Source organism: Aneurinibacillus sp. XH2, from assembly GCF_001439585.2.
In the GTDB taxonomy this organism is placed as follows: Bacteria; Bacillota; Bacilli; order Aneurinibacillales; family Aneurinibacillaceae; genus Aneurinibacillus; species Aneurinibacillus thermoaerophilus.
On the sequence record NZ_CP014140.1, the window covers coordinates 1,858,926 to 1,883,902 of the forward strand.

Sequence of the window (24,977 nt, forward strand, 5' to 3'; positions counted from 1 at the left end):
ATTAGTACTTCATGTAGTTGGTTCACCCTTCCGTTCTTTTTACTTATTGTCACTTTAAAGGATCTATTGAGAATTGTCAAATTTTATGTGTAAATATACCTTTTCTACAATTATGAGCGGTTTGATTTGTGTCTTATATAGTTATGATTACTGGTTTAACAAAGAATCATTTGGCAATACTAATTTTTATCATTACTATGGATAAGGAGAGGACTATGTTATGAAAAAATTACTAATTATAAATATCCACGGATTTACAAACGAAGCATTGCGAAAGGAAAAATGAGTTATTTCTTGTTCTTTTCTCCGACGACATGTGACGACGGTTCCAACTTCACCTGCCGCAGCTTGAGGATTATCAAATTCCATCGCACGCAAAACATTTTGGGAACCATACTTCGAAAATGCTACGGCTTTCATGAAACATCTCTCCTTTTCGGTAGCAAAACAATGGGGGGCAGGTGAATATAGATTGAACGATCGACTTTATTAACTCATATAACCATCATCCTTTCTGTTTGCAATATATGATGTTAGTCTATTTTCATAGACACATCTTCTCCGACCGAATTGGTTTTCATAGTAACGAAGAAAATCTAAACGATATCTTTTAACTCTTTCGTTAAGAAGCTTATCGTTTCAGTTTTTTCCCGCGCATCTTGTTCATCGAATAAAAGTTGTTGAATAAATTCCTAAATATTTTCCAGCCTGCGTCTATCCTGATAAAACTGAAGGGCGTTGCAGTTATGGCATAGTTTTTATGGAGTTTCCGATAGATGCTTAAAAATGTATTGAAATGCGGATTGTCAACCAAAAACATCAGATCGGCTTCAACAGGGGCCAATTTAAGCCCTTCCCAGTCAACCAGCATCAGATTCCAATTGTGAATATCCGTATGGCATAAAGCCATTCTTAACCGACTATATTTCAAACTTGTAGATAGCTTTTCAACGGTATTCGCCATGCCCTTGATTCGTTTAACGCGAGGTTCTATCATTTTCATTCAAGTATAATACAAAAATGAAGATTATTAAAAAAGGACAGACTTATCCCGTTTACTCTGTCTCACAAGCAGAGTCTTTGAACATATTCAATTACTTGTTCAAATTTGGGAAACGAAGTCTCATAGAATTTGTCATTTTTTAATAATCCTCCTTAAGATTTCCTTACTCTAGTTGTCAATAGATAACTGTAGTTGCCCAAAAACACTTACACAAATTTACAATTGAATAGAAAAGAGACATATCTCTTCACCCTGTGTAAAAATAGAAGTACCACCAACCACTTTTACGCAAAGGAGAAGACTATATGCCTCTTACGTATAGGGTAGCACATCAACAGGAAATCAACAATATTTTACGTACCTGGCGTTTCCCACTTTATTTTTCTAAGCCGGTAATGAACCATATGGTTCATTTTCTCGATGGTGTGATGACCAGAGGTTTTTCTGGAACGTTAACCGATATCCATCGTGAAAGTTGCCATTCACAAGACCGACGGACACTGAGCCATTTTCTTACTCATGGGAAGTGGAATGAGCAGCATTTGATGCGTATAATTCAGCAACAATCATGGGAGAGCATCAAGAGGGAAGCGAAACATACACAAGAGCCGATTTTCGTTATTATCGATGATACGGTCTGTAGAAAGACAAAGCCCTCGTCACCGGCATTGTCCCCTATGCAAGGAACAGATTTTCACTATTCCCATACCGAAGGTAAGTCAGTATGGGGGCATGCAGTAGTTCAGGAATTCATTCGATGTGGTGAAAAAACATTCCCTTATGCGTTTAGCCGATACGAATCAGAGCAAAACAGCAAAATTGATATTGCATGTGAACTGCTTTCTATGGTGCCAAAAAGTTCTTTTTCTACTTATGTTCTTATGGATACATGGTATCCTGCTCAATCTGTACTCGAAACCTGCGCTTTATCTGGATTTCACGTCATTAGCGGTATAAAAACCAATCGTATTATTTATCCATATGGTATTCGGCAGTCAATAAAGGAATTTGCCTCGCACATCCATAAAGAAGATACCGACCTTGTGACCGTCGGTCACGCTTCTTATCACGTCTATCGTTATGAAGGCAAGCTAAATTTCATTGAAAATGCTGTGGTACTACTGTGTTGGGATGCGACCCAGCCAATGACTCTCCAAACTATGCGGGCATTCTTAAGTACAGACGTTTCCTTATCTAATGAGCAAATTCTAACGTACTACAGTAAACGTTGGGCGATTGAGACTTATTTTCGTACCATGAAAAGCAACTTTTCCTTTAACGGTTATCAAATACGTAGTACCGTTGCAATTAAGCGGTTTTGGACATTGCTTTCTTTTACAGCCATGTTCTGCAGTGTAACAGGACACGGTGATATCTTAACAGGACTACGAAGTTGGCAAAACAAAAAGACAGAGAGTTGGATCGAATTTGTTTACTATGAAGCAAAGGCAGGAACGCAGCTGGATTTGATAAAAAATCAGTTACAAGCTGCCTAGGAGAACCTTCGGTTCTTTCTACATGGTAAATTTTGTATCAAATTTTGGGCAAGTCTAGTGTATAATTTAGTTTATTTAAGTTTGTTTTTGGCTGCATTTTCGTGAAGTTAATTGGTAAAATATACATGAACATATCTTCCAAGCAAATATTTTTATACGGTCTTGTGGACAACCGTTCAAGCAAAGATGGAAGAAGTGTTCTATTATTTGATAAAAGGAAGTGTTACATGATGAAGGAATATCTCGAACGTGAACGTTATAACGAAAAATACAACTGGTTAGTGATGTCTAAAAGTCCTTATTTGAAGCAACATGAAACAAATCCTGTGAATTGGTTGGAATGGTCACCAGAAGCGTTTCAAAAAGCGAAAAGGGAAGGTAAGCCTGTCTTTTTGTCCATTGGCTATAGCTAGCCCTGTAATGGGGCTAACTATGAAATAAACGAAAAGAGGTTTAACTTAGTACATGTCACTGGTGTCATGTCATGGAGCGAGAAAGCTTCGAAGACGAAGAAGTCGCGGCAATCCTGAACGAACACTATGTCTCGATCAAAGTTGACCGGGAAGAACGTCCGGACGTCGACCAGATCTACATGACCGTTTGCCAGGCCATGACCGGGCATGGCGGCTGGCCGCTCACCATCATCATGACGCCTGACAAAGAACCTTTTTTTGCCGGCACCTATTTTCCGAAACAGAGCAAATACGGCCGCCCGGGGCTTGTCGATATTTTAAATCAAATTCATAGCAAGTGGCTTGAAGACCGGGATCGCGTTGTCCGTACCGGTAAACAGATCACGCAGGCTATTCAGGAACATCGTATAAAAACAAAAGGAAACGGCGAACTTACCGAACAGACGCTGCAAGAAGCGTACAGCCAATATGTAAGCACGTTTGACGGTGAATACGGCGGGTTCGGGTCGGCACCTAAGTTCCCTTCGCCACATAACTTAGCCTTTCTGCTGAGACACTGGAAACTGACAGGGGAAGAACGCGCGCTTGCCATGGTTGAAAAAACGCTTGATGCTATGCGCCGCGGCGGCATCTACGATCATATCGGCTTCGGATTTGCGCGCTATTCGGTTGACCGGGAATGGCTTGTTCCGCACTTTGAAAAGATGTTGTATGACAACGCCTTGCTCGCACTCATTTATCTTGATGCCTACCAAGCAACGAAAAAAGAAGAGTACGCAGAAACAGCGCGTCAAATTTTCACATATGTGTTGCGTGATATGACGCACCCGGAAGGCGGATTTTATTCGGCGGAAGACGCCGATTCCGAGGGCGAAGAGGGCAAGTTCTATGTCTGGCGTCCAGAAGAAATTCGCCAAATTCTTGGAGAAGAAGACGGCACGCGTTTCTGTCGGATTTACGATATTACGGAGCATGGCAATTTTGAACACAACACAAGTATTCCTAACCTTGTTCGCAAGTCGCTGGATCAGGCGGCACGGGAAGAAGGAATGGAACTGGACGAACTGAAGCCGTTCATCGAGAAGTGCCGGGAGAAATTATTCACGGCACGGGAAACGCGCGTGCATCCGCACAAAGACGATAAAATTTTGACCGCATGGAACGGTCTGATGATTGCGGCGCTGGCACGCGGGACAGTAGTGCTAGGTGACACGATATACGTGGCGGCAGCTGAACGGGCGCTCCGTTTTATTCAGAATCGACTGCAACGGGAAGATGGGCGTCTTCTTGCGCGGTATCGGGACGAAGAGGCGGCGTTTCTCGGTTATTTGGACGATTATGCGTTTCTGATCTGGGGGCTGCTTGAACTGTATGAAGCCACTTTTAATACGGATTATTTGTCATACGCGCTTGAGCTTCAGGAAAAGCAGGTTGCGCTTTTCTGGGACAATGAAGAGGGTGGCTTTTATTTTTACGGCAGTGACGGCGAAGCGTTGTTGTTTCGACCAAAAGAATTGTATGACGGAGCCATACCTTCGGGGAACTCTGTGGCAGCGCTGAACTTGTTGCGGCTCGCTCGTCTTACTGGTAAAGAAGACATTGCCCGCTTAGCGGATGAGCAAATCGCTGCATTTGCGGGAGAGGTAGCCCTGTATCCACAGGCACACGCGCATTTTATGATGGCGGCGCAGTTTTTGTTTGGTCCGGTGAAAGAAATCATTATTGCTGCACCGAACCGGGAAGCCGCACAGGAAATCGTTCAGGAAGTTCAGACTCGTTTTATGCCGAATGCGGTAGTATCAGTTATCACAGATGAGACGCGGGAAAAATTACTCCTGCTTGCGCCTGTGTTGACGGATAAAACGACACAGGATGGAAAGGCGACAGTCTACATTTGTGAAAACTTTGCATGCCAGAAGCCTGTGACAAGCCTTGAAGAATTGAAACGCCAATTGAAATAAATGTATGTTCTAAAGTAAAAATAAAAAGTGGAGAAAGTTCTTTCCGGACGCTTCTCCATTTTTTTGTGTCTATTTTATTAACATAATATCATATCATAAAGTGCCAAACATCAAAGCTACGCATCTTCCAATACATTGAAAGTTGGTACAACAACCGATGGATTCACATTCCAATCGCTGCAATTAAAGCAAAGGTAAATACAACAACACACCGGGATAGCATAAGTCTAGAATGCTCACGCAGATTTAGCCATAGCAAATAACCGGGCATTCCATAAAATGTAGCTGATACCATGCCATGTCCGCTTGGAAAGCTGTACCCCCCACTTTTACCAAATGTTTGATATCTGCACGGGTACGTCGGAAGATTAATTTTAGTATACCATTCAGCAAGGAACCCTCCAACAAACTGGTAGCAAGAATAACAGTTTCCCAAACGTGGTGCAAACGAAACAACAGATAACTTCCTACCAAGAGTATAACACATATGAGTGTAACGCCTGAACCGATGTACATAATAAAGATAGCCACCTTGGCAACTATTTCGCTGAAAAAATTTTGAATAAAATCGGTGACCACTCTATGTGTCAAGGCCGGCTATAACTTCCCCAAAATCGCCGTTTTAAAATTCCCCAGAAGGGCTCCTCACGAACCCTTCTGTTTTCGTGATGCAGCCTTCTTTTCCCGTAATCTGTAGCTTTCACCTTTCATGTTAAAGATACGAGAATGATGCAGAAGTCGATCCAACATCGCTGTCGCAATAACTGGATCTCCCAATACTTCTCCCCATTCACCAAATGACTTGTTGGAGGTCATGATGATAGAACCACGTTCATAGCGGCGAGAGATGACTTGAAAAAGATAGTGGGCACTTCCGTGCTCTAGATGCATATAACCCATCTCATCCACAATGAGTAAACTTGGCTTTACGAATGTGCGAAGCTTTTTCTCCAACTTTCCTTCTTGGTCCGCTTTTCGTAACTGGGAGATTAGCTCCTGTGCTGTAATGAAATATACCTTATGCCCTTGTCCAATTGCCTCAAGAGCGATGGAAACGGCAAGATGTGTTTTCCCAATGCCGGGAGGACCAAGAAAGATGAGGTTCTCTTTGTGTTTCAAGAATGAAAGGGTCATCAATTCTCGAATACGCCGTTCATCTACAGAAGTCTGCACAGAGAAGTCAAACTCGTCCAACGTTTTGCGAAACGGTAGTTTCGCCAACTTGAGTAACGTTTCCGTTGTACGTTGATGCTTCTGCGCAATTTCTGCTTCTAGAAGGCTGAATAAAAACGCAGAGTATGGTACATTATTCTTGGCAGCTTGTTCTGCTGCTTCCGACCACATATCGCATATGGTCGGTAAATTTAATCTTTGACAGTACTCTTCGATTTTCTCCATCATGACATCTCACCTCCGGTGAGCTCGTCATATTCAGAAAGCGAACGAGTATGTACCTCAAAATGAGAAGCGGGTTGAGAGCGGCCAACTCCAATGTCCTGTTTCTCATTTTGCTTTTGCGGAAGGAAAATCACGTTCTCGTGAAGCTGTTTGCACGAGATGCGCACTCCTTGATAGTAGGCTGTCACTTGTCCATCTAGGGACTCTTTGACCAGTATCTCTTTTTGTGAGTACTCTGGATCCACAATCCATTTCACGCCACGATAGGAGAACGTCCCGTCGAAATGCGTCTTGCGATAGGAACGATAACTTGTGTCATAGTCCGCTTTCTGGAGAATCGGCTGAAGCTTTTCTTCTGCCCAACGCTCTTGCGGAGAAACCCCTGTCGTATCGTTTTTCTTGCGGTTTCCAACGCGATCCAGCCATCGAAGAAGCTGTTGGTTCAGATCCTCTACCGAATCGTAAGATGTCCCTACATAGAATGAATTTATAATGTACTGAATGGCTCGCTCTACTTTGCCCTTTGTTTGAGCCCTGTAGGGCTTACAAGCCTTCGGAGTGAAGGAGTAGTAAGAGGCAAACTCCGCAAATCGTTCATTCCACTTCACCACACCTTGTTCCCGTCCATCTGTCACAGTCTTCATGTTGTCAAACAAGATATGTTGCGGAACACCGCCAAAATACTTGAAACTATGAATGAGACACTGCATCAAGTGCTCCTGGTCTTGAGACGTTGTCACTTCTGCATACTTCATTCTGGAGTATCCTAATACGGCAACGAACATTGTCAGCTTGACTGGTTCGCCATGTAGGATCACGGTGCCAATTTCTTTCCAGTCTACCTGCATCTGTTCTCCAGGCAACGTTTCATACCGTACGGTATACTTCGCTCTATGCGTATCCCGAAAGGGCTTGATGTAGTCTTTCAGGATCGTTCTTCCCCCTGTATAACCAAGGCTCTGGATTTCTCCATACAGTTTCTCGCTGTTAAACACACCATCTTCTATCATGCGTTTATGCAAGTAGTCTTTATAGCGGTCTAGTTTACTTCCTCGGCTCGTTCGTTTCTTTTTCAAAGGCGGGGAGTTTTCCCCAAGATACTTACGAACTGTTTTTCGATCAATCCCCAACTGCCGGGCAATGTCAGAGATAGACATTCCTTTCCGGTATAACTCCTTGATCATAAAAAATTCCCCTCTCGTAATCATGAACCATAGCTCCTCTCAGATGTCTATGGTTCTTATTGTAGGTTGGGGAATTTTATTCCGGCTATATTGGGGATTTTATCATCGGCTTTAACATAACATCCATTTAAGCATTTTTTACTGTTCAATCATGGGAGTATTCATATGTCCATCATTATTTTTAAAATTTAGCTGAACTTTTTTGTAGCATAGTCAGTCCTTTGATTTGAGAGATTAAAAAATATGGAGGCAATAAATCATGGCGTTACTTAACTTAGATTATCATTTGTTTCAATTTATTAACCATCTAGCTGTGGTTTATCTTTTTTTAAACCCTATTATGCGTTTTTTAGCTCAGGATGGTGAAAATGTATTTTACGTAGGGATTATTTTTTATTGGTTTACTCGAAAGAAAGAAAATCGCTGGATGGTTATTCAATCTTTAGTAGCTGCTTGTGTAGCTCTTGGTATCAGTGGGTTAATCGGGGATTTTTTATATCGTGATCGGCCTTTTGTTACTCATCATGTTATTCAGTTAATTCCACATGCCGTAAATGCTTCCTTTCCAAGCGATCACGCTACAGCTGCTTTTGTTATTGCTACATCGATCTTGATTTTTCGTAAAAAGGAAGGGTTTGTATGGCTTACACTGGCAGCCGGCATTGCTTTCTCACGTATTTGGGTAGGGGCACATTATCCTGGGGATGTATTTGCCGGGATTTTACTAGGGATTTTCTCAGCGAAAGCCATACATAAGTGGCTCCAAAAATGGGGAATCATTGCTCTTCTTTTACATCGAGGCCTTGTTTTATATGAGAGGGTAGAACAGCGAATTTTACCTGTAAATGGTAATAAAAGTAAGCAACCAGTAGGATGAAAAACATGAAAGAATATGCTTCTGTCTTTTTACTATCACTTACAAGTTTGGGGTATGTAGGTATTATGTTAGGGTTAATGGTGGAATTTATCCCAAGCGAGATTGTACTGGCTTATGGGGGATATCTTGTATCACAAGGAAAAATCAGCTTTTTTGAGGCGGTTATTGCTGGAATTATTGGTGGTACAATTGCTCAATGGTTTCTGTATTGGATAGGGAGATTTGGAGGAAGGCCTTTCCTAAAGAAATACGGAAAATACTTGTTCATTCATGAAAAACATATTAATGTAGCTGAATCATGGTTTACTAAGTATGGGCCCGGTGTTATTTTTAGTGCCCGTTTTATTCCAATCGTGAGACATGCTATTTCTATACCAGCTGGAATCTCTAAAATGAGCTTCAAAAAGTTTACTTTATACACCATCTTGGCCATCATTCCGTGGTCTATGCTTTTTATTTATTTAGGAAATAAATTAGGTGATAATTGGGGGCGAATAAATGAAACAGCAAACCCATACGTTCAACTTGTGATTGTAATCGTAATTTTAGCCACCGTTTTATATTTCTTATTTACTGTGTTTAAGAAAAAGAGAACTAAGTTTGAATAATATAATTTTTTGTACAAATGAACAAGTGGTGTAGCATATAAAGATTTTGTATACGAGTTCTTCTTTCAGTGTTTTTAGTTAGTCTCTGGCTCATCTACTCCTTGCAGAGTGTGATATTCGTAATCTTTAATTTTTCAAAATAATAAAAGAGAATTTAGGCAGATACTATTTAGTCTTTTCTATTTTATTGCATAACATTAATATTAAAAAGGGGGGAGCGAGAGTTGGACATTTTAATAGTGGCCCCTCCAATGCTTTCTGTTTCAGAAACTACTGGAGGTTCAGTTGAAATCAGTATATATCAAACTGCTAAGCGACTCGCATTACAAAATAATGTTACTATTATTAGTCGGAAATCAAACAGCCTTCCCCGTATTTCTAAAAGTGGAAACCTAACTATTGTCCGAGTTCCAGGTGGAAAAGGTTATGTACGTAATGTCATACACTATATAAAATCTCATAAATTTGACTGTATTCAGGTTGATAACCGTCCCCGCTTTATTCCGATTCTGCGTCGTCACTTTCCTAATATTCCACTTGTTCTTGTGCTACATTCCTTAACTTTTATGAACTTCTTAACGATAAAAGAAAAACATGATGTTATTCGTAAATCAACTGCAATTATATGTAATAGTCAATTTCTTCGAAACTACTACGCGAGTAAATTTCCACATTATGAAAATAAAATTACTGCAATTCACCTAGGAACAGACTTGTCCCGTTTTAGGAAGCCTACTCCTGAAGAAAAAAGTGATATGTACGCTCGCTATGCTCTCCCGTCTTCTTTTATTATTTTATACGCTGGGCGAATTATTCCAGGAAAAGGTGTGCATATCCTTATTAAAGCCGCTAGTCTTGTCAAAAAAACGATTCCTTCCGTTCGTCTTGTTTTAGTAGGTCCATATCTAAAAGGTTATAAAGCAAGGCTTATGCGTGAAGCAAAACGAAGAAAGGTCCCTGTATTATTTACAGGGAGTGTGAAACCCTCTGTTATGTATAAAATGTATTGGTTAGGGGATTGTTTTGTTTTTCCAACTCAATTCCACGAAGCGTTCGGACTGGTTAGTGTAGAAGCTATGGCTAGTGAACTACCTGTAATTGCATCAAGACGTGGTGGGGTTGTAGAGATTATCAATGGACAGAACGGTATACTTATTCTTGATTATAAAAATCCTGTAGCTTTTGCTAAAGAAATAAATAAGATTTTCAATGAACCTGCGTATGCAAAAAAATTAGCTGAAGTAGGAAGAAAAACGGTACTTTCCCATTTTAGCTGGGAACGTGTTGCAGCTGATTATCAGCAATTCTATACAAAAATTTTACAAAAGTAACTCTTTCATAAAACATAATTAGAATGATGAAGACTCGTTTTGAATTCTAACATACTTGAGCTTGTTGCAAAATTAGCATAATTTTCTCTTTCAAATTAGAAAAAACACACTCAATCAAGCAAGCAAAGAGTGATAGAGTTTTATTTTAAGTGATAGAGAAAAAAGTATATTTTTAATAAATAGGTACAAGCTCATACACTCAATTCTTTGCCACATAATTTGTACTAAGCGATAGAAATCCTACTATAACAACATGAGGAGGAAGAAAGGATGTCATTTCAAAGAGTTCCGGGACGTGTAAGCATTATTGTTACGGCTTATAATCGAGCGCGCTATATTAGAAAATGTTTGGATAGTTTGCGCAAACAAAGCTATAACAATATTGAAATTATCATCGTTAATGATGCTTCAACAGATAGAACTTCCCAGGTCATTGAGGCATGGAGAAAATCATCAGGTGTAGCACTTTCGCGCAAGCGTCGTGTTCTAGAAGTTAAGATGCCGCGAAATATTGGGTTTCCTGGGGCTGTAACGACGGGATTATTTATGGCAAGAGGGGAATTTATCGCCATTCAGGATTCCGATGATTTATCCCATCCGAAACGCTTGGAAAAACAAGTGCAGTTCCTTCGTAGTCATCCCGAAGTGGGCTTGGTTGGAACAAACTACGCCTCCTTTACAAATGGCGCATTCAATAAACAGGAACAAGCTAACTGGATTAAATATGGTAATGATATCAGGGAAACATATGCCGCAGGTGGACATTGTGTGTGCCATGGAACGATTATGTTTCGAGGTTCGATATTTGACCAAATAGGTGGCCTGACAAGGAGAATGGAGGGGGCAGAGGACTACGAGTTTATTGTCAAGTTTCTTAATAACGGTATACCTATTAACAATATTCCTGAAGTTCTCTACTACTATCGTGCCCATTCGCTACAGCGTTCAAGAAAATACTTCGGTAAAGAAGAGGATAAATGATAATGACGCTACAAAACGAACGTGTTTTAATCATTATGGACGGATTATATATTGGTGGTACAGAGACACACGTTTTAGCCATAGCCAAAGAAATGATAAAACAGGGGGTACATGTTGTTATCGTTGGGAAAACAGGACCTCTACATCGCTCTTTTTTGTCCCTTGGTTGTCCTATTTATCCAATTGAGTGCAAAGTAGAAGGAAGCGTTTCTTCTGATATATGGGAAGAAACGAAGAATATACTAAGGGAAATTATGAAGTGGGAGAAAATCACCGTTGTACATGGTCATCAAACAACTTCAGCACGATTTGCTTTTCCTGTCGCCAGAGAACTAGGCATTCCTTTCGTGTTTACAGTACATGGTACGTATGAAAGCTTAGAAAATCTACGTGATATTGCGGAAAATGGTGGTACTATCATCAGTGTGAGTCAACCGATACAACATTGGCTCATGCAACAAAATATTTCTTCTACGTTAATTCCTAACGGAATCAATCTAAAACAATACCGACCCTTACAAAAAACGAATCTTCTTAAAAAAATGAGGATTCCCTTACATGCCCCGGTTGTTCTGTACGCAGCTCGATTAAGTTGGGAAAAGGCAAAAATATGTAAACAGGTTATTCAAGCCTGCTGTTATTTACGCAAAAGATATTTTCCCTCTTTGCATTTGATTATTGCTGGGAAGGGCTTTCATGATGGTGAGATTAAAAAAATGATAGAAAAAGTTCAAGGTAAATCTAAATACAAATTTATTCATTTTTTAGGTGAATATACCATGATGAGTTCTTTATATTCAATCAGTAACTGTGTCGTTGGCACAGGACGTGTCGCCCTGGAGGCGATGGCATGTTCTCGTCTGGTCGTTTCTGCAGGACGGCATGGTTTTTTTGGTACTCTATATCCTAACAACCTTCAGCAAGCCTGGTATTACTACTTTGGTGATCATAATTCTATTCAGCCATGCACGAGTTCTCTCCTCGCAAAAAATATAAAAACGGTTCTTTCTACTTCAAAGAGACAAAGATTGATTTGGGGACGACAAAACCGCCTTTTTATTAAGGAAAATTTTGGGATCGAGCAAGTTACAAAAACATTATTGAACACCTATGCTTCCCTTATTCCGCCCTCTCCATAAGTTCCTATTAAACTACGAACAAGTACTTAAACTGTTGAGGGTACTATTCAATTGCTTAAAAAAGCAGGGTATACAATGGCTTTTACCACTCGTCCCGGCAAAGTTCAACCAGGCACTCCGCCTTTTGAAATTCCGCGCTACGGAATTCTTTCAACCACTACAATACAGCAATTTAAAAACATGGTGGGGATTAGGTAACTGACACACAAAAAATGGAGGGGTATGGGTTCTCCATTTTTTGTGTGTTTTCTTTTAGGTTTTGATGGACTAGATCAGAAATTGTAACAAATTTGTATTCTTGTTTAGAAAGGATATTTAATATTTTATCCAAAGCTTTTACAGTTTGTGTTCGATCGCGCTTCAGCTTCAGGAGAAGCAGTTTGCGCTCTTCTGGGACAATGAAGAGGGTGGCTTTTATTTCTACGGCAGTGACGGCGAACAATTGCTGGTTCGACCGAAAGAATTATATGATGGAGCGATGCCGTCCGGCAACTCGGTAACAGCGATGAATCTGCTTAGATTGGCACGCCTGACGGGAAAAAACGATATTATGCGTCTTTCCAGCGAACAAATCTCGGCGTTTGCTGGGGAGATTTCTCTTTATCCACAGGCACATGCCCATTTCATGATGGCGATTCAGTTCCTGTTTGGACCAACCAAGGAAATTATTATTGCGGCGCCGGATAAAAAGGTGGCAGAGGAGATGATTCAGGAAATTCGAGCGCACTTCATACCGAACAGCGTCGTATCGGTTGTGACGGATGAAACACGTGAGAAATTGCTGCTGCTTGCCCCGCTGCTCACCGATAAAACCGCTCGAAAGGGCAAAGCGACTGTGTACGTGTGTGAAAATTTTGCGTGCCAGGCCCCGGTTACGGATGTACAAATGGTCAGAGAACGACTACACTGACAGGCCTGTTTAACTGAACAGCCAAGAAGTCTCCTCTTCAAGCGATAGCTAAGTGGTGGGGAGTTCACGAAAGTACATATTTCTTTGAATGGATACAGGAATATGTGCTTTTTTTTTAATAGTTAGAAAAGGGAAACTTTCCATGCGCTTGTTCGCGAATGTTTCATGTGAGCCAGATTTTTGAAACGATACGGTAAGTGAACCGTAAAACATAGTGAACGCTTTGTAAGGCGCACACTTGTTAAGGGAGGAATCATGGTATGATCATTACGACAACGCCGACGATTCAAGGAAGAGAAATTCAGGAGTACCTGGGTGTGATTTCAGGCGAGGCCATCATGGGATCAAACGTGGTACGGGATTTTTTGGCCGGGATTACAGACATTATCGGTGGTCGTAGCGGCGCGTATGAAAGCAAACTCGCGGAGGGACGGGAAATTGCTTTGAAAGAGATGGCAGATAAAGCGCGAGCGATGGGAGCCGACGCGGTTGTTGGGGTAGATTTAGATTTTGAAACGTTGCGCGATGGTATGATGATGTGTATCGCTACAGGAACAGCGGTAAAAGTAAGATAAGATCTATGAGGGTGTCCCCAAAAGTGGTGGGACACCCTCTTTTTCGCTACCGCATATACGCATATAAAAACGATAAATAACATATTGTATCGTGTTTGAGAGTAAACCACCACTTCTTTAGGGAGTTGACTTGTTTGTTTTTACCGATTATAGTTTGGCTGTAAGTTAGTTAACCGACATAATTGTTGGTTAGAAACAGGGAACTCTTGATGGAGTCGGCGCTGCGCGGGTGAAATGACTCCATTGTCGCATGTATATGCGCACAGCTCTGGCTGTTTTTCTTCTCTGTGCTATAATTCAGATGGGATATCATTTCAGATGGGGAGGAGTGAATAGAAGTGAGGAGGCTGCTTTTAGCCCTACTTCTTTTTATCCTGACGACTGCGACCGCGTATGCGGACGCTGCGGTGGGTGACACCATTATCACGCTTGGCCAGGATTTAAAACCGGCGCAGAAAGAACAAATCAAAAGCAGGTTTAATGCGCCGAACGCGCAAGAAATTACCGTCACTAACGCGGAGGAGCATAAATATCTGGAAGGTTTGCTCAGTAAAAGCGTGATCGGTACCCGTGCCATTTCGTCGGCGATGATTCAAATCGCTGAACCTGGCAAGGGGATTGTGGTTGAAACAAACAATATTACCTGGGTTAGCAAAGCCATGTACGAAAACGCATTGGCGACGGCGGGTGTAAAAGACGCGATTGTAAAAATTGATGCCCCGTTCCCGGTGTCTGGCACGGCTGCGCTGACAGGAATTATGAAGGCGTATGAAACGGTAACCGGGAAAAAAATTGATGAAACGCAGAAAAAAGTGGCAAACGAAGAGATGGTCACCACCGCGAAAATCGGTGAGACGATCGGCGATAAAGAAAAAGCGGCTGAGCTTCTGACACGCCTGAAAGCGGAACTGGCCAAACAGACGAGTAAATTGTCTGACGACCAATTGCGCGAAATGATTCGCAGCGTAGCGGATCAGATGGGACTGAATCTTTCCGACGCGGAGATTGAATCCCTCGTCAGCATTCTACGTAAAATCCAAAATTTAGATATTGACTGGAACAAAACGCTGGAGCAGGTTTCAAGCTATAAAGGAAAAATTCAAGAGTTCCTGAATAACAACCCGGAAGCAAAATCGCTCGTACAGGAAATTCTTTTATTTTTGAAACATTTGATCGAGCAAATTCTCTCTTGGTTCAAGTAGCTTGAATCTCTGGCGGAAAACCATAAAAAAAGCTTGTACAAATATTTGACATTCGCGGAAAAACACGATAGTATAATTTTTAAATCAATTAAATAGCGAACGAAACGGAAAACTCTTATCCAGAGAGGCGGAGGGAAATGGCCCGATGAAACCTCAGCAACCGCAGGCAAAAGCCTGAAAGGTGCTAATTCCATCAAAGCTTGTGTATAAGCTTTGGCAGATGAGAGGAGGAACGTGTTGCGGATCGATATGGTCCAACAGCCCTCTTCTCTGGAAGAGGGTTTTTTATTTCGCAGGCTATAGATTTTGGGAGGGATACGTTATGAAAACTTGGAAAATTGCGTTACTTGGGTTGGGTACAGTCGGTTCAGGAGTTATGACGATTTTACATACACATGCTACACGAATCGAAAAGCAGGCGGGGGTCAAGTTTGAAGTGGTAGGCGTTCTGGTGCGCGATGTTAAAAAGCCGCGCCGCGTGAAAGTAAAACGGGAACTTTTGACTACAGAGATCGAAACCATTTGGGAGAAAAATCCGGAGATTGTGATTGATGCGATGGGCGGGATTTCCCCCGCACTCGGTTATATCGAGCAAGCGATTGAACGGAAGTGCCACGTTGTATCTGCGAATAAGGAAATGATCGCTGCCTATGGCACACATTTGCACAGGCTGGCTGACAAAAATGGTGTTTCGCTCCTATACGAAGCGAGCGTAGGTGGCGGCATTCCAATTTTAAATGCGTTAAGCCAGCTATTAAAGGCAAACCGGATTACGCGTGTATACGGTATTTTAAACGGTACGACCAACTATATTTTAACCAAGATGGAAGAAGAAGGACTCACATATCAAGAAGCGCTGGAACAGGCACAGGAATTTGGCTTTGCAGAGGCTGATCCTACGGCGGATGTAGAAGGGTATGATGCATTTAACAAAATTCAGATTATAGCTAATCTGTGCTTCGGCCCCGACACCCCGGTACTGGAACAGGAGCGCGAAGGAATTGCGTCCATAACCGGTGAAGAGATGAAAGTATGTGAGAAGCTGGCATACCGTATTAAGTTGCTTGCTTCCGCAGAACGCACGGACGCAGGATGCTGCTTACGGGTTGTGCCGACGTTGGTGCCGTACGCTCATCCACTCTCCGGAGTTAAAAATGAATGCAATGGTGTTTTTATTACCGGCGATGTAGTTGGAGATGTATCATTTACCGGAAAGGGAGCAGGAGCGCTGCCTACAGGAAGCGCGATTGTGGAAGATATGTTAAACATTGTTCGTGGTTGGACATTTACACCCGATAAAGAGGGGCTCATGAGAGAAGACGTGGAGCAAAGCACAGGTGTGGAAAAAGTGGTGCTGGCGTTCTTTACCTTTTCAAAACAAACGAATGACAGTCAGAAAATTCGTCTGATTTCCTTTTTATCAGGTGGAGAAGGGTTTTTGCACGCGGTGGAAACAGTTAGCAGTGGGAGCGAAGTACATGTAGCTGCCGTAATCAGCAATCCGGATGTGTACGCGTTGAAAGCATTGGCCGACGACTTACAGGCGGAACTCAAGCTTCGCCCGGTGTTAGACGAACGGCTGAGCGCAGCAAGAGAAGATGCCGCAGTACTGGTAAAATAAATGTCAGGTAAACAAAAATGTAATTTTTCATAATATAACGGATATAGACAAGAATCAACAGCTATTTAGCGAAATTATCTTTTTGTTTCTCTTCTATCCTTACTTTTTCTATTGTATAAGCGATTGGAGAATAGATATAGCTTTTCGGTATAATAATTACGATAGGAAAAAATATATGGGAGAGATTTGTATGGCTCAACGAGTAGCCACCGAATACAAGAAGCTTGTGCTTGAATTAAGTACTTGGCAGTTGCAATCTTTTATCGAAATGTTTCAATGTGCAGAGTTTGAGACAGAAGTTCGAGTGTATGACAATGGTGAAAAGGAAATCGTACTGTTTGATAGGGAAAAAGAAATCCCCCTATCCTTTAAACTGATCGGAAATATGTACACTTTTGAGGGCAGGTATACTATTCGGGACGCCAAATTGGCGAACCAAATGCGCCAGGCTGTGCGCCGCTTTAAAGGGGACGCTGTCGTTTATCGGGTATATCCAGCGTATACGATGATTTATCATTACAAAGAAGGGAAAGTTATGAAAATTATCGAACGGAAAGGAGATAGCGAAACGCTTGTCTTTGAATACCGGGATACGGTAGGAGACTTGCAGCGTCTATACGAAGCGCAGGGCGCTGAAGATCAAATCGCATGGCTTAGGGTGCATATTGATCAGTTGCTCGATTTTCGCAATCAACGCCAAGCAGCACATTTGCCAACGGAAGAGGTGGATCGTCAGTTAGCTACGCTCTCTCATCAATTGTTTGTATTAGAAGCGTAAAAAGTTTCCCAAGTATCCATAAGAAACTGTTGCAAATTTTTTAGAAACATGCTATCTTCTTTGTTGTGAAAAGATTAGGAACCAGGATTCACTCAAGGAAGTTTCTCCTCGAAATATAGTGAATGACGTAGGTCCTAGCGAGATTTTCAACACAAAATTGCTAGGAGGGGGGACCGAAAAGTGGAATATTCTACTTTCGGAAGACATGTTGCGATTGATACTTGGGGTGTCGATTTTGAAAAGTTGAACAGTGCGGAGTTTTTGCAGCATCATCTTGTTGAAGCTGCGGAGGCCTGCGGTGCTACGGTTTTGTCCGTACAATCGAAGCAATTCGAACCGCAAGGGGCAACAGTACTGGTTCTATTATCTGAAAGCCATATTTCGATTCATACATATCCGGAAAAAGGGTTTGCTGCGCTCGATTGCTACACGTGTGGCGAGACGGTTGATCCGGAACTTGCGATCGAATATATGGTCAACATTTTGCAGCCCGAAAAGCTCTATACCCGTAAGCTGATTCGTGGTATGGGCGAGCTGCAGGTTTTGGAATCTGAAATCACGAAGCAAAAGCAAAACATGTAAAAGAAAATAACGGTATAGAAGAAAGTCCACCCTGAAACTGCGGGGTGGACTTTTCACTTATTCTTAACAGAAAATTGGTTGCTTGCATAAGCTTTGGCATTTATGATGAATAAAGGAAAAATACTCGCTGTACAGTTTTTGATGTTTTGATATTCGCCCTGTGGTAAGAAAATACGATGCTGATATATCAAGTTAACTGTATATATGGAGGTTGAATGAATGGATCAGTTCATTGATTTGGAGAACAAACGAAAAACGCCACAAGATGTATTAGCGTACATCAAGAGCGGGGATGACATTATTGTTCCGCTCGCGAACGGTGAGCCGCTCGTGCTTTTGGATACGATTGAGAAACATGCGGAGCGCTGGTTCGACGTGCGTATTCACCAGATGCATGCGCTTAAAGAGCGCGACTACATTCACGGAAAATACCGGAAACATTTGCGCCATGTTGCGTATTTCTTAAGCGGCGCCTCGCGCAAAGCGTTTCTTGCTGGCGAATGCGATCTTGTTCCCAATCATTTTCATGAGGTACCGCGTCTATTACGGGAAACAACGAAAATGTCGCTCGTGCTGGCCGCTGCCGCGCCGATGGATGAGCACGGATATTTCTCGCTTGGTACGCAGGCTGACTATGTTGCTTCCTTTATTGGAAAAGTACCGTTTTTCCTTGAAGTGAATCCAAACATGCCGCGTACCTTCGGATCGAATCAGATACATATTAGCCAGATTCTTGGCTACATTGAAGTAGATTATCCGCTGTACGAGGTAAAAGAAAAGGAAGTGACCGATATCGACCGCAAAATTGCTGCCTATGTGGTGGAACGGATTCCGAACGGAGCGACGTTGCAAGTAGGAATCGGTGCCATTCCGAACGCGATTATCGGGTTTTTGCAAGATCATAAAAATCTCGGTATTCATACAGAGCTTATAACGGACGGTATTGTTGATCTAGCGGAGCAAGGAATCGTCAACGGTATTGAAAAGAAAACGCATAGAGGAAAAATTGTCGGAACCTTTGCGCTTGGCACAAAGAAATTGTATGATTTTATTGATGAGAATACCAGCGTAGAAATGCTGCCGGTTGATTATGTCAATGACCCGCGTATTATCGGACAGGAGGATAACATCGTCTCCATCAATGCGACGACAGAAGTGGACTTTATGGGACAGTGCGCCTCGGAAACGATTGCTGGACGTTATTATAGTTCCAGCGGAGGTCAGGCGGACTTTGCACGCGGAATCCGTTTTGCTAAGAACGGAAAGGGCTTTATTTGCTTGCACTCTACCACGCGTGATGGCTCGATCTCCCGCATTCGTCCGCAGCTTACGCTCGGCTCGGTTGTCACTACTTCAAAAAACGATGTAGATCACATTGTGACGGAATACGGTGTGGCTTCCTTGCGCGGAAAAAGCATTGCTGAGCGTACAAAAGCGCTTTTAGCAATTGCTCATCCGAAATTTAGGGAAGAACTGGAATTCGAGGCGAGGAAGTTTGGTTTGTTATATTAAATTACCAAAGGATAAAGAACCGTTCCAGACTCCGGAGCGGTTTTTTTCCTCTGTTTGGAAGGATACATACCAGCACGAAGCGAAACAATAAAAAGAGCATATTTTGCAGTTTCGCTTCTACATCAATAAACGAAACGATTATTTATCATAATGATGAATATATTTGTAGTATTTTCATATGAATACATCATTTTTCTTACATCTAAAGAGGGGTACGGATGACAAAAGCCTTTTTTTTGGATCGTGATGGGGTCATTAACGAAAATCCTCACCCGATCAACCATGTTGGACAGTTTGTTTTTATACCGGGAGCGCTCGAGGCGATACGCACGCTTCATGAGCGAGGATACAAAGTGTTTGTCGTAACAAACCAAGGCGGTGTTGGTTTGGGATACATGAAACGGGAAGCGCTCGCTGAAATTCATAACTATATGGAAGAAAAAATTAAAGAAGCGGGTGGGATGTTAGCGGAAATTTTGGCTTGTACTCATAAACCGCAGGAAGGGTGTACTTGCCGTAAACCGGAACCGGGAATGATATTTGATTTAATAAAACGATATAATATTGAACCTTCTAAAAGTTATATGGTGGGCGACTTTTATACAGATATTCAAGCCGGGCATCGAGCTGGTTTAAAAACGGTGTATATCGGTAAAGAAAATCTAAAGGGAAAAGAACCGCAGCCGGACTATGTTTTTGGTTCGCTCGCGGAGGCGGTGGCCTCGCTTGTCGGTACAAGCGAACACCATATATAGAAGTTGTATAACATATAAAGATAGCGTTTATACATGGGTAACGAATACGATATATGGCATGGGGGAAACGGAAGATGAGCGAACACAAAAGTCTTTATGAACGTTACAGCAGTTTACCGACGAGCGAACTCGAAGACATTTTGTACGATATTGAGATGTCGGCCGCATTAACGCTCGGGATGAATACGTACACTGAGCAGCAGCACAAACAGGTGCTACGTCAGATTTTGCGGGAACGGGGCGTAGACATCAATCGGTTGTTCGAATCATAAAAGGCTACAAAAGGAGGAGGGGTTGAAGAAGAGCTGGTCAATGCGCTAAACCATAAGCTGTTAGTGTGAAGCGTTATTGCCGTAGATGATACATTCTCGCGTTTTCTATTTTATGATAAGATAGAAAAGGCAAGAAACAAATATATTCCTGAAAAGGAGACGTAAAGGATGTATCATCGTACACAAACCAGACCTGTGAAGGTAGGGAATTTGACAATCGGCGGCAGCAATCAGGTGATCGTGCAGAGCATGACCACGACAAAAACCGCGGACGTAAAAGCGACCGTGGAGCAAATTTACCGCCTTGAAGAAGCGGGCTGCCAGATTGTGCGTGTGACTGTGAACAACATGGAAGCAGCGGAAGCCATTAAGGAGATTAAAAAGCAGATTTCCATTCCGCTTGTATCCGATATTCATTTTGACTATAGACTTGCGTTGAAAGCGATTGAGAATGGGATTGATAAAGTGCGGATTAACCCTGGTAATATCGGAAGGCGCGAAAAGGTCGAGGAAGTTGTCCGGGCCTGCAAAGCACATGGCGTGCCGATTCGAATCGGGGTGAATGCCGGTTCTTTGGAAAAGCATCTGTTGGAGAAGTATGGCTATCCGACAGCTGACGCGATGGTCGAGAGCGCGCTACACCATATCCAAATTTTAGAAGAGCTCGATTTTCATGATATTATTGTATCGTTGAAAGCTTCCAATGTACCGTTGGCGATCGAAGCATATCAGAAGGCGGCCGCAGCGTTTCGCTATCCGCTTCACCTCGGCATTACGGAAGCGGGCACATTGTTTGCTGGTACGGTAAAAAGCGCCGCTGGCCTCGGAGCGTTGCTGGCGCAAGGTATCGGATCGACGCTGCGCGTGTCGCTGAGTGCCGACCCCGTGGAAGAAATTAAAGTGGGTCGTGAACTGCTGAAGACGTTCGGCCTTTTGTCTGATGCAGCAACATTGATTTCCTGCCCGACGTGCGGGCGGATCGAGATTGATTTAATCTCTGTGGCCAATGAAATTGAAGAATATATTGCAAAAGTGAAGGCACCCATTAAAGTTGCGGTGCTCGGCTGTGCGGTCAACGGACCGGGTGAGGCACGCGAAGCGGATATAGGTATTGCCGGGGCGCGCGGAGAAGGACTGCTGTTTAAACATGGTGAAATCGCCCGCAAAATTCCGGAAGAGAAGCTTGTAGAAGAATTGAAAAAAGAAATTGATGAACTGGCCGAGATTTATCATCGGACTGGTTCGTTGCCACGTCCGGCACATATGAAATAAGATGAAAAGAGAACGCATGAATTCACAATATGGATTTATGCGTTTTTTGTTTGAGTGGATAAGTGGCTGTTTCACTTTGTTGCGGAAAAAAGTGAGTGGCAATGCCCACGAGGCTTTCTTAATCTGTATTTTTATGAGTTTTTATGTAGGATTTTGTCGATCGAGATTACACTTAATTTATAGATAATTAACATAAAGTTGAGAATCCTGAATGAAAGCGGTGACAAAATGAAGAAATTCGGACTCGTAGGACAAATTCTGCTTGGTCTGATCCTCGGTATCGCCGTGGGTGCGATTTTCTATGGCAATCCGAAAGTAGCAGAAATTCTTGAGCCGATCGGAACCATTTTTATTCATCTTATTAAGATGATTGTTGTGCCGATTGTCATTTCTACGCTTATTGTCGGTGTAGCTGGAGTCGGTGATGTTAAGAAACTTGGTAAGCTCGGCGGTAAAACAATCATTTACTTCGAAATTGTAACAACGATCGCTATCATTATTGGTCTTTTAGTAGCGAACATTTTTAAGCCCGGCGTTGGTGTGGACATGTCTCATCTTTCTCAAACAGATATCAGTAAGTATGTTCACACAACAGAAGAAACAAAAGCGCACGGTTTTGCGGAAACGCTTGTTAACATTGTACCGACCAATATCATTGAATCCATGGCCAAAGCGGACATGCTGGCAGTTATTTTCTTTGCAGTGATGTTTGGTCTTGGTTTGGCCAAGCTTGGCGAACGCGGCAAACCGTTATTGAATTTCTTTGAACTGGTAGCGGATACAATGTTTAACGTAACGAATATGGTTATGCGGTTTGCACCGTTCGGTGTATTTGCGTTAATTGGCGTAACAGTTTCCAAGTTCGGGGTATCTTCTCTCATTCCGCTTGGCAAGTTGTTTATTACAGTGTATCTCACGATGATATTCTTTGTTGTTGTCATATTGGGCGTTATTTCAAAATGGGCAGGCATTAGTATCTTCCGCTTAATGGGCGTATTAAAAGAAGAACTGTTGCTGGCTTATTCCACTTCCAGCAGCGAAACCGTACTTCCGCGCATTATGGAAAAGCTTGAGAAAATGGGCTGTCCGAAATCGATCGTATCCTTTGTTATCCCGACCGGCTATTCGTTTAATCTGGATGGAAGTACACTATATCAAGCGTTAGCTGGCATTTTTATCGCGCAGATGTACGGCATTGAGCTTTCTATTACCCAACAGATTACATTTGTGCTTGTTCTGATGCTGACATCAAAAGGGATTGCCGGTGTACCGGGTGTATCCTTCGTTGTGTTGCTGGCAACGCTCGGCTCTGTTGGTATTCCGGTGGAAGGTTTGGCGTTCATTGCAGGTATTGACCGTTTGCTTGATATGGCACGTACGGTTGTAAACGTATTGGGTAACACGGTAGCTGGCATTGTCATGTCCAAATGGGAAGGCCAATTCAACAAAAAAGAAGCAGATTATTACATTCAAAAACTTAGCCATGCTGCGGAAAGTAACTAAATGATGTATAGAACAGAAAAGTCTCCCTAGGAAAAAATAGGGAGGCTTTTATTTTTATTACAAAATGCAACTAAAATTCGCTTGCATCCAAAGATGTCTTCTTTAATATTAGGTAGTAGACAGACATATAGATGAAGTAGGAGGATGTTTGTTGCACATCGTTTTTTAGTACTGTATAAGTAAGGATAAACAGGTAATAACTATTCCGCTAAAAGAGTTGAATTTGGCACAACAAGATGTAAAAATCATGAATATAAAAAAGAAACAGCTACATCATTAAAAATCCGACAGGAAGCACCGTGATTCAACCTGGGGACTGTGTGCTGTGTATGGTGATGCAAGAAAGATACGACAGTTTTTCAGTCTTGAAGAAAGTCATACGGACTAGAACGACAGCTTGAGAAACCGATGTGAGGGGTATGATTGCATATGAAAAAAGGATTGTACGAGCGTTATGTGCCGGATATGCTGCTGCACGAGGATGAAATAGGGCAGCTTCACCGCGGGCACGATAAAATTTTAAAGCGCGATGTTCTTCTCTATATTTTTCCGCGCAGATCGTCGTACCCGGAATGCATGATGCACGGCTCATCCGTTCTGCAAATCCTGGATCGAGGGGAGACGGAAAACGAAGCGTTTGTCGTCTTGGAATACATCCCGGGCCTGCTGCTTGGCACGGCGGCCAAGTCGCGTGCACTGTCTTTGAAGGAGGCGCTTGGTATGGCTCGCCAGTTTGTGCAAATTTTGCAAGAGGCCAGCCAAACGAAAGGCCGGGGGTTGCTTTTTACTAAAAATAATCTTTGGTTAACGGAAACTGGAGAAGTGAAAGTGATCAATAGCTGGGCTGTATCTGAAGAAGCCGTCGGCCGTGAAATTAGCGATATGTTTCGTCTTATGCATTATATGATGTTCGGCGAGGTAAAGATTGAGCTACCGCTTGAGCAAGTCATTGAAGAAATGTCTTTATCATATCCGGGAGATCTATTTATTATCCGCAAATCGCTCCGGGCGATCTGGCGTCGTGAACAGAAGAATAGGGCAGAACAGTATGAAAGAATGCTGGCGCAAACGCTGGAAGATATTACATCTCTTTATCATTATATTAAAAAGACACAAGCGGGCCTTCGTCCTTTTTCTGTGCAGGAAGAGGGAAAGAATACAACATCGCATGGGCTGCTTTCAGCTCCGCTAAAAACGCGCGCCCACGTAGAAGCGAAAAAACGCAAGGTTCCAGGCCTGTCGCCTAAACGCTTGGCTGCGGTTGCGCTGGTAGCAATCGTTTGTGTAGTGGCGTTCGCATTTGCACAAAACGATAAACCGAGTTCGGCTAAATCGGTTGAAACGATTTCCCAAGAGACAGGCGGACAGCAGTCGGAAGAAAATAAAGCGGGAGTAGAGGTGCCGGACGTAGAAGGTCTATCCCTTCAGGAAGCCAGCCAGAAGCTAAGTGAATCGGGCTTGCGTTATAAATATTATCTTGAATCTTCGTTCTTTAAAAAAGGGACTGTGTTGAAGCAAAACCCAAAACCTGGTGAGAAAATTCCGAGAGTCGAAGTTGTAGAACTGTGGGTTAGTGAATAGCCAATAGCACCTTAGTGTGCTAT

General features: G+C 42.5%; 25 protein-coding genes and 1 riboswitch. Of the genes, 20 read left to right on the forward strand and 5 right to left on the reverse strand.

Annotated features, from left to right (window positions below; translation table 11 throughout):
• Positions 1-213: 213 nt before the first annotated feature.
• The 3 genes from ACH33_RS09255 to ACH33_RS20555 all read right to left on the reverse strand — a co-directional run bounded on the left by ACH33_RS09255 (position 214) and on the right by ACH33_RS20555 (position 1,139).
• On the reverse strand, positions 214-420 hold the full coding sequence (locus tag ACH33_RS09255) for a hypothetical protein (RefSeq protein WP_057898764.1): 207 nt from the start codon (positions 418-420) through the stop codon (positions 214-216).
• A gap of 211 nt (positions 421-631) precedes the next feature.
• Positions 632-964, reverse strand: a complete 333-nt coding sequence (locus ACH33_RS09260) for a hypothetical protein (protein ID WP_091261525.1) — start codon at positions 962-964, stop codon at positions 632-634.
• 130 nt (positions 965-1,094) lie between these two features.
• Positions 1,095-1,139, reverse strand: a complete 45-nt coding sequence (locus tag ACH33_RS20555; protein WP_139185036.1) for an erythromycin resistance leader peptide — start codon at positions 1,137-1,139, stop codon at positions 1,095-1,097.
• A gap of 169 nt (positions 1,140-1,308) precedes the next feature.
• On the opposite strand from ACH33_RS20555, the gene ACH33_RS09265 reads away from it, so the two are divergent.
• The 3 genes from ACH33_RS09265 (at position 1,309) to ACH33_RS09275 (ending at position 4,873) form a co-directional block, all read left to right on the forward strand.
• Positions 1,309-2,499: an IS701 family transposase gene (locus ACH33_RS09265; protein WP_057898766.1), complete on the forward strand. Its 1,191-nt coding sequence runs from the start codon at positions 1,309-1,311 to the stop codon at positions 2,497-2,499.
• A gap of 230 nt (positions 2,500-2,729) precedes the next feature.
• On the forward strand, positions 2,730-2,912 hold the full coding sequence (locus ACH33_RS20285) for a DUF255 domain-containing protein (protein WP_035502040.1): 183 nt from the start codon (positions 2,730-2,732) through the stop codon (positions 2,910-2,912).
• A 71-nt stretch (positions 2,913-2,983) separates the two neighbouring features.
• Positions 2,984-4,873 (forward strand): thioredoxin domain-containing protein, encoded by a 1,890-nt coding sequence (locus ACH33_RS09275; protein ID WP_057898767.1) that lies wholly within the window; start codon positions 2,984-2,986, stop codon positions 4,871-4,873.
• Positions 4,874-5,518: 645 nt separating this feature from the next.
• Here the strand turns inward: ACH33_RS09275 and istB are convergent.
• A complete protein-coding gene (gene istB, locus ACH33_RS09285) occupies positions 5,519-6,274 on the reverse strand; it encodes an IS21-like element helper ATPase IstB (RefSeq protein ID WP_057897355.1) in 756 nt (251 codons plus the stop codon).
• Positions 6,271-7,479 (reverse strand): IS21 family transposase, encoded by a 1,209-nt coding sequence (istA, locus tag ACH33_RS09290; RefSeq protein ID WP_057897356.1) that lies wholly within the window; start codon positions 7,477-7,479, stop codon positions 6,271-6,273. The genes istB and istA overlap by 4 nt, the downstream gene beginning before the upstream one ends.
• A gap of 235 nt (positions 7,480-7,714) precedes the next feature.
• Between istA and ACH33_RS09295 the strand changes: the two genes are divergently transcribed.
• The 17 genes from ACH33_RS09295 (at position 7,715) to ACH33_RS09375 (ending at position 24,954) form a co-directional block, all read left to right on the forward strand.
• Entirely contained in the window at positions 7,715-8,332 is a 618-nt protein-coding gene (locus tag ACH33_RS09295) for an undecaprenyl-diphosphatase (RefSeq protein WP_057898769.1), read from the forward strand.
• A gap of 5 nt (positions 8,333-8,337) precedes the next feature.
• The gene (locus ACH33_RS09300) at positions 8,338-8,940 is read left to right on the forward strand and encodes an undecaprenyl phosphate transporter UptA (protein WP_057898770.1); all 603 of its coding nucleotides are present in this window, start codon (positions 8,338-8,340) and stop codon (positions 8,938-8,940) included.
• Positions 8,941-9,164: 224 nt separating this feature from the next.
• On the forward strand, positions 9,165-10,271 hold the full coding sequence (locus ACH33_RS09305; RefSeq protein WP_057898771.1) for a glycosyltransferase family 4 protein: 1,107 nt from the start codon (positions 9,165-9,167) through the stop codon (positions 10,269-10,271).
• Positions 10,272-10,541: 270 nt separating this feature from the next.
• Positions 10,542-11,252, forward strand: coding sequence for a glycosyltransferase family 2 protein (locus ACH33_RS09310; RefSeq protein WP_057898772.1), 711 nt, complete (start codon positions 10,542-10,544; stop codon positions 11,250-11,252).
• A 2-nt stretch (positions 11,253-11,254) separates the two neighbouring features.
• Positions 11,255-12,391 (forward strand): glycosyltransferase family 4 protein, encoded by a 1,137-nt coding sequence (locus ACH33_RS09315; RefSeq protein ID WP_057898773.1) that lies wholly within the window; start codon positions 11,255-11,257, stop codon positions 12,389-12,391.
• Between the two features lie 343 nt (positions 12,392-12,734).
• Entirely contained in the window at positions 12,735-13,301 is a 567-nt protein-coding gene (locus tag ACH33_RS09320; RefSeq protein WP_057898774.1) for a YyaL domain-containing protein, read from the forward strand.
• 260 nt (positions 13,302-13,561) lie between these two features.
• On the forward strand, positions 13,562-13,876 hold the full coding sequence (locus ACH33_RS09325; RefSeq protein WP_057898775.1) for a YbjQ family protein: 315 nt from the start codon (positions 13,562-13,564) through the stop codon (positions 13,874-13,876).
• 338 nt (positions 13,877-14,214) lie between these two features.
• Complete coding sequence (locus tag ACH33_RS09330; protein ID WP_057898776.1) at positions 14,215-15,078, forward strand: DUF1002 domain-containing protein; 864 nt, start codon at positions 14,215-14,217, stop codon at positions 15,076-15,078.
• 112 nt (positions 15,079-15,190) lie between these two features.
• Positions 15,191-15,305, forward strand: a riboswitch (SAM riboswitch).
• A gap of 95 nt (positions 15,306-15,400) precedes the next feature.
• Positions 15,401-16,699: a homoserine dehydrogenase gene (locus tag ACH33_RS09335; RefSeq protein WP_057898777.1), complete on the forward strand. Its 1,299-nt coding sequence runs from the start codon at positions 15,401-15,403 to the stop codon at positions 16,697-16,699.
• Between the two features lie 190 nt (positions 16,700-16,889).
• A complete protein-coding gene (locus ACH33_RS09340) occupies positions 16,890-17,477 on the forward strand; it encodes a hypothetical protein (RefSeq protein WP_057898778.1) in 588 nt (195 codons plus the stop codon).
• Positions 17,478-17,657: 180 nt separating this feature from the next.
• Positions 17,658-18,059 (forward strand): adenosylmethionine decarboxylase, encoded by a 402-nt coding sequence (gene speD, locus ACH33_RS09345; protein WP_057898779.1) that lies wholly within the window; start codon positions 17,658-17,660, stop codon positions 18,057-18,059.
• Between the two features lie 219 nt (positions 18,060-18,278).
• Positions 18,279-19,571, forward strand: a complete 1,293-nt coding sequence (locus ACH33_RS09350; protein ID WP_057898780.1) for an acetyl-CoA hydrolase/transferase family protein — start codon at positions 18,279-18,281, stop codon at positions 19,569-19,571.
• A 218-nt stretch (positions 19,572-19,789) separates the two neighbouring features.
• Positions 19,790-20,326, forward strand: a complete 537-nt coding sequence (locus ACH33_RS09355; RefSeq protein WP_057898781.1) for a D-glycero-alpha-D-manno-heptose-1,7-bisphosphate 7-phosphatase — start codon at positions 19,790-19,792, stop codon at positions 20,324-20,326.
• A 74-nt stretch (positions 20,327-20,400) separates the two neighbouring features.
• Positions 20,401-20,598: a hypothetical protein gene (locus tag ACH33_RS09360; protein ID WP_057898782.1), complete on the forward strand. Its 198-nt coding sequence runs from the start codon at positions 20,401-20,403 to the stop codon at positions 20,596-20,598.
• A gap of 168 nt (positions 20,599-20,766) precedes the next feature.
• The gene (ispG, locus tag ACH33_RS09365) at positions 20,767-21,870 is read left to right on the forward strand and encodes a flavodoxin-dependent (E)-4-hydroxy-3-methylbut-2-enyl-diphosphate synthase (protein ID WP_057898783.1); all 1,104 of its coding nucleotides are present in this window, start codon (positions 20,767-20,769) and stop codon (positions 21,868-21,870) included.
• A 228-nt stretch (positions 21,871-22,098) separates the two neighbouring features.
• Entirely contained in the window at positions 22,099-23,373 is a 1,275-nt protein-coding gene (locus tag ACH33_RS09370; protein ID WP_057898784.1) for a cation:dicarboxylate symporter family transporter, read from the forward strand.
• Between the two features lie 429 nt (positions 23,374-23,802).
• Positions 23,803-24,954 carry a PASTA domain-containing protein gene (locus tag ACH33_RS09375; RefSeq protein WP_057898785.1) on the forward strand — a complete coding sequence of 384 codons (1,152 nt, stop codon included), beginning with the start codon at positions 23,803-23,805 and terminating at the stop codon, positions 24,952-24,954.
• The last annotated feature ends 23 nt before the right edge of the window (positions 24,955-24,977 follow it).

Bases quoted from the DNA above. Each gene is read 5' to 3' on its own strand.
- ACH33_RS09255 (WP_057898764.1), bottom strand. From the start codon at position 420: ATGAAAGCCGTAGCATTTTCGAAGTATGGTTCCCAAAATGTTTTGCGT.
- ACH33_RS09260 (WP_091261525.1), bottom strand. From the start codon at position 964: ATGGCGAATACCGTTGAAAAGCTATCTACAAGTTTGAAATATAGTCGG.
- ACH33_RS09265 (WP_057898766.1), top strand. From the start codon at position 1,309: ATGCCTCTTACGTATAGGGTAGCACATCAACAGGAAATCAACAATATT.
- ACH33_RS20285 (WP_035502040.1), top strand. From the start codon at position 2,730: ATGAAGGAATATCTCGAACGTGAACGTTATAACGAAAAATACAACTGG.
- ACH33_RS09275 (WP_057898767.1), top strand. From the start codon at position 2,984: ATGGAGCGAGAAAGCTTCGAAGACGAAGAAGTCGCGGCAATCCTGAAC.
- istB (WP_057897355.1), bottom strand. From the start codon at position 6,274: ATGATGGAGAAAATCGAAGAGTACTGTCAAAGATTAAATTTACCGACC.
- istA (WP_057897356.1), bottom strand. From the start codon at position 7,479: ATGATTACGAGAGGGGAATTTTTTATGATCAAGGAGTTATACCGGAAA.
- ACH33_RS09295 (WP_057898769.1), top strand. From the start codon at position 7,715: ATGGCGTTACTTAACTTAGATTATCATTTGTTTCAATTTATTAACCAT.
- ACH33_RS09300 (WP_057898770.1), top strand. From the start codon at position 8,338: ATGAAAGAATATGCTTCTGTCTTTTTACTATCACTTACAAGTTTGGGG.
- ACH33_RS09310 (WP_057898772.1), top strand. From the start codon at position 10,542: ATGTCATTTCAAAGAGTTCCGGGACGTGTAAGCATTATTGTTACGGCT.
- ACH33_RS09315 (WP_057898773.1), top strand. From the start codon at position 11,255: ATGACGCTACAAAACGAACGTGTTTTAATCATTATGGACGGATTATAT.
- ACH33_RS09325 (WP_057898775.1), top strand. From the start codon at position 13,562: ATGATCATTACGACAACGCCGACGATTCAAGGAAGAGAAATTCAGGAG.
- ACH33_RS09335 (WP_057898777.1), top strand. From the start codon at position 15,401: ATGAAAACTTGGAAAATTGCGTTACTTGGGTTGGGTACAGTCGGTTCA.
- ACH33_RS09340 (WP_057898778.1), top strand. From the start codon at position 16,890: ATGGCTCAACGAGTAGCCACCGAATACAAGAAGCTTGTGCTTGAATTA.
- ACH33_RS09350 (WP_057898780.1), top strand. From the start codon at position 18,279: ATGGATCAGTTCATTGATTTGGAGAACAAACGAAAAACGCCACAAGAT.
- ACH33_RS09355 (WP_057898781.1), top strand. From the start codon at position 19,790: ATGACAAAAGCCTTTTTTTTGGATCGTGATGGGGTCATTAACGAAAAT.
- ACH33_RS09360 (WP_057898782.1), top strand. From the start codon at position 20,401: ATGAGCGAACACAAAAGTCTTTATGAACGTTACAGCAGTTTACCGACG.
- ispG (WP_057898783.1), top strand. From the start codon at position 20,767: ATGTATCATCGTACACAAACCAGACCTGTGAAGGTAGGGAATTTGACA.
- ACH33_RS09370 (WP_057898784.1), top strand. From the start codon at position 22,099: ATGAAGAAATTCGGACTCGTAGGACAAATTCTGCTTGGTCTGATCCTC.
- ACH33_RS09375 (WP_057898785.1), top strand. From the start codon at position 23,803: ATGAAAAAAGGATTGTACGAGCGTTATGTGCCGGATATGCTGCTGCAC.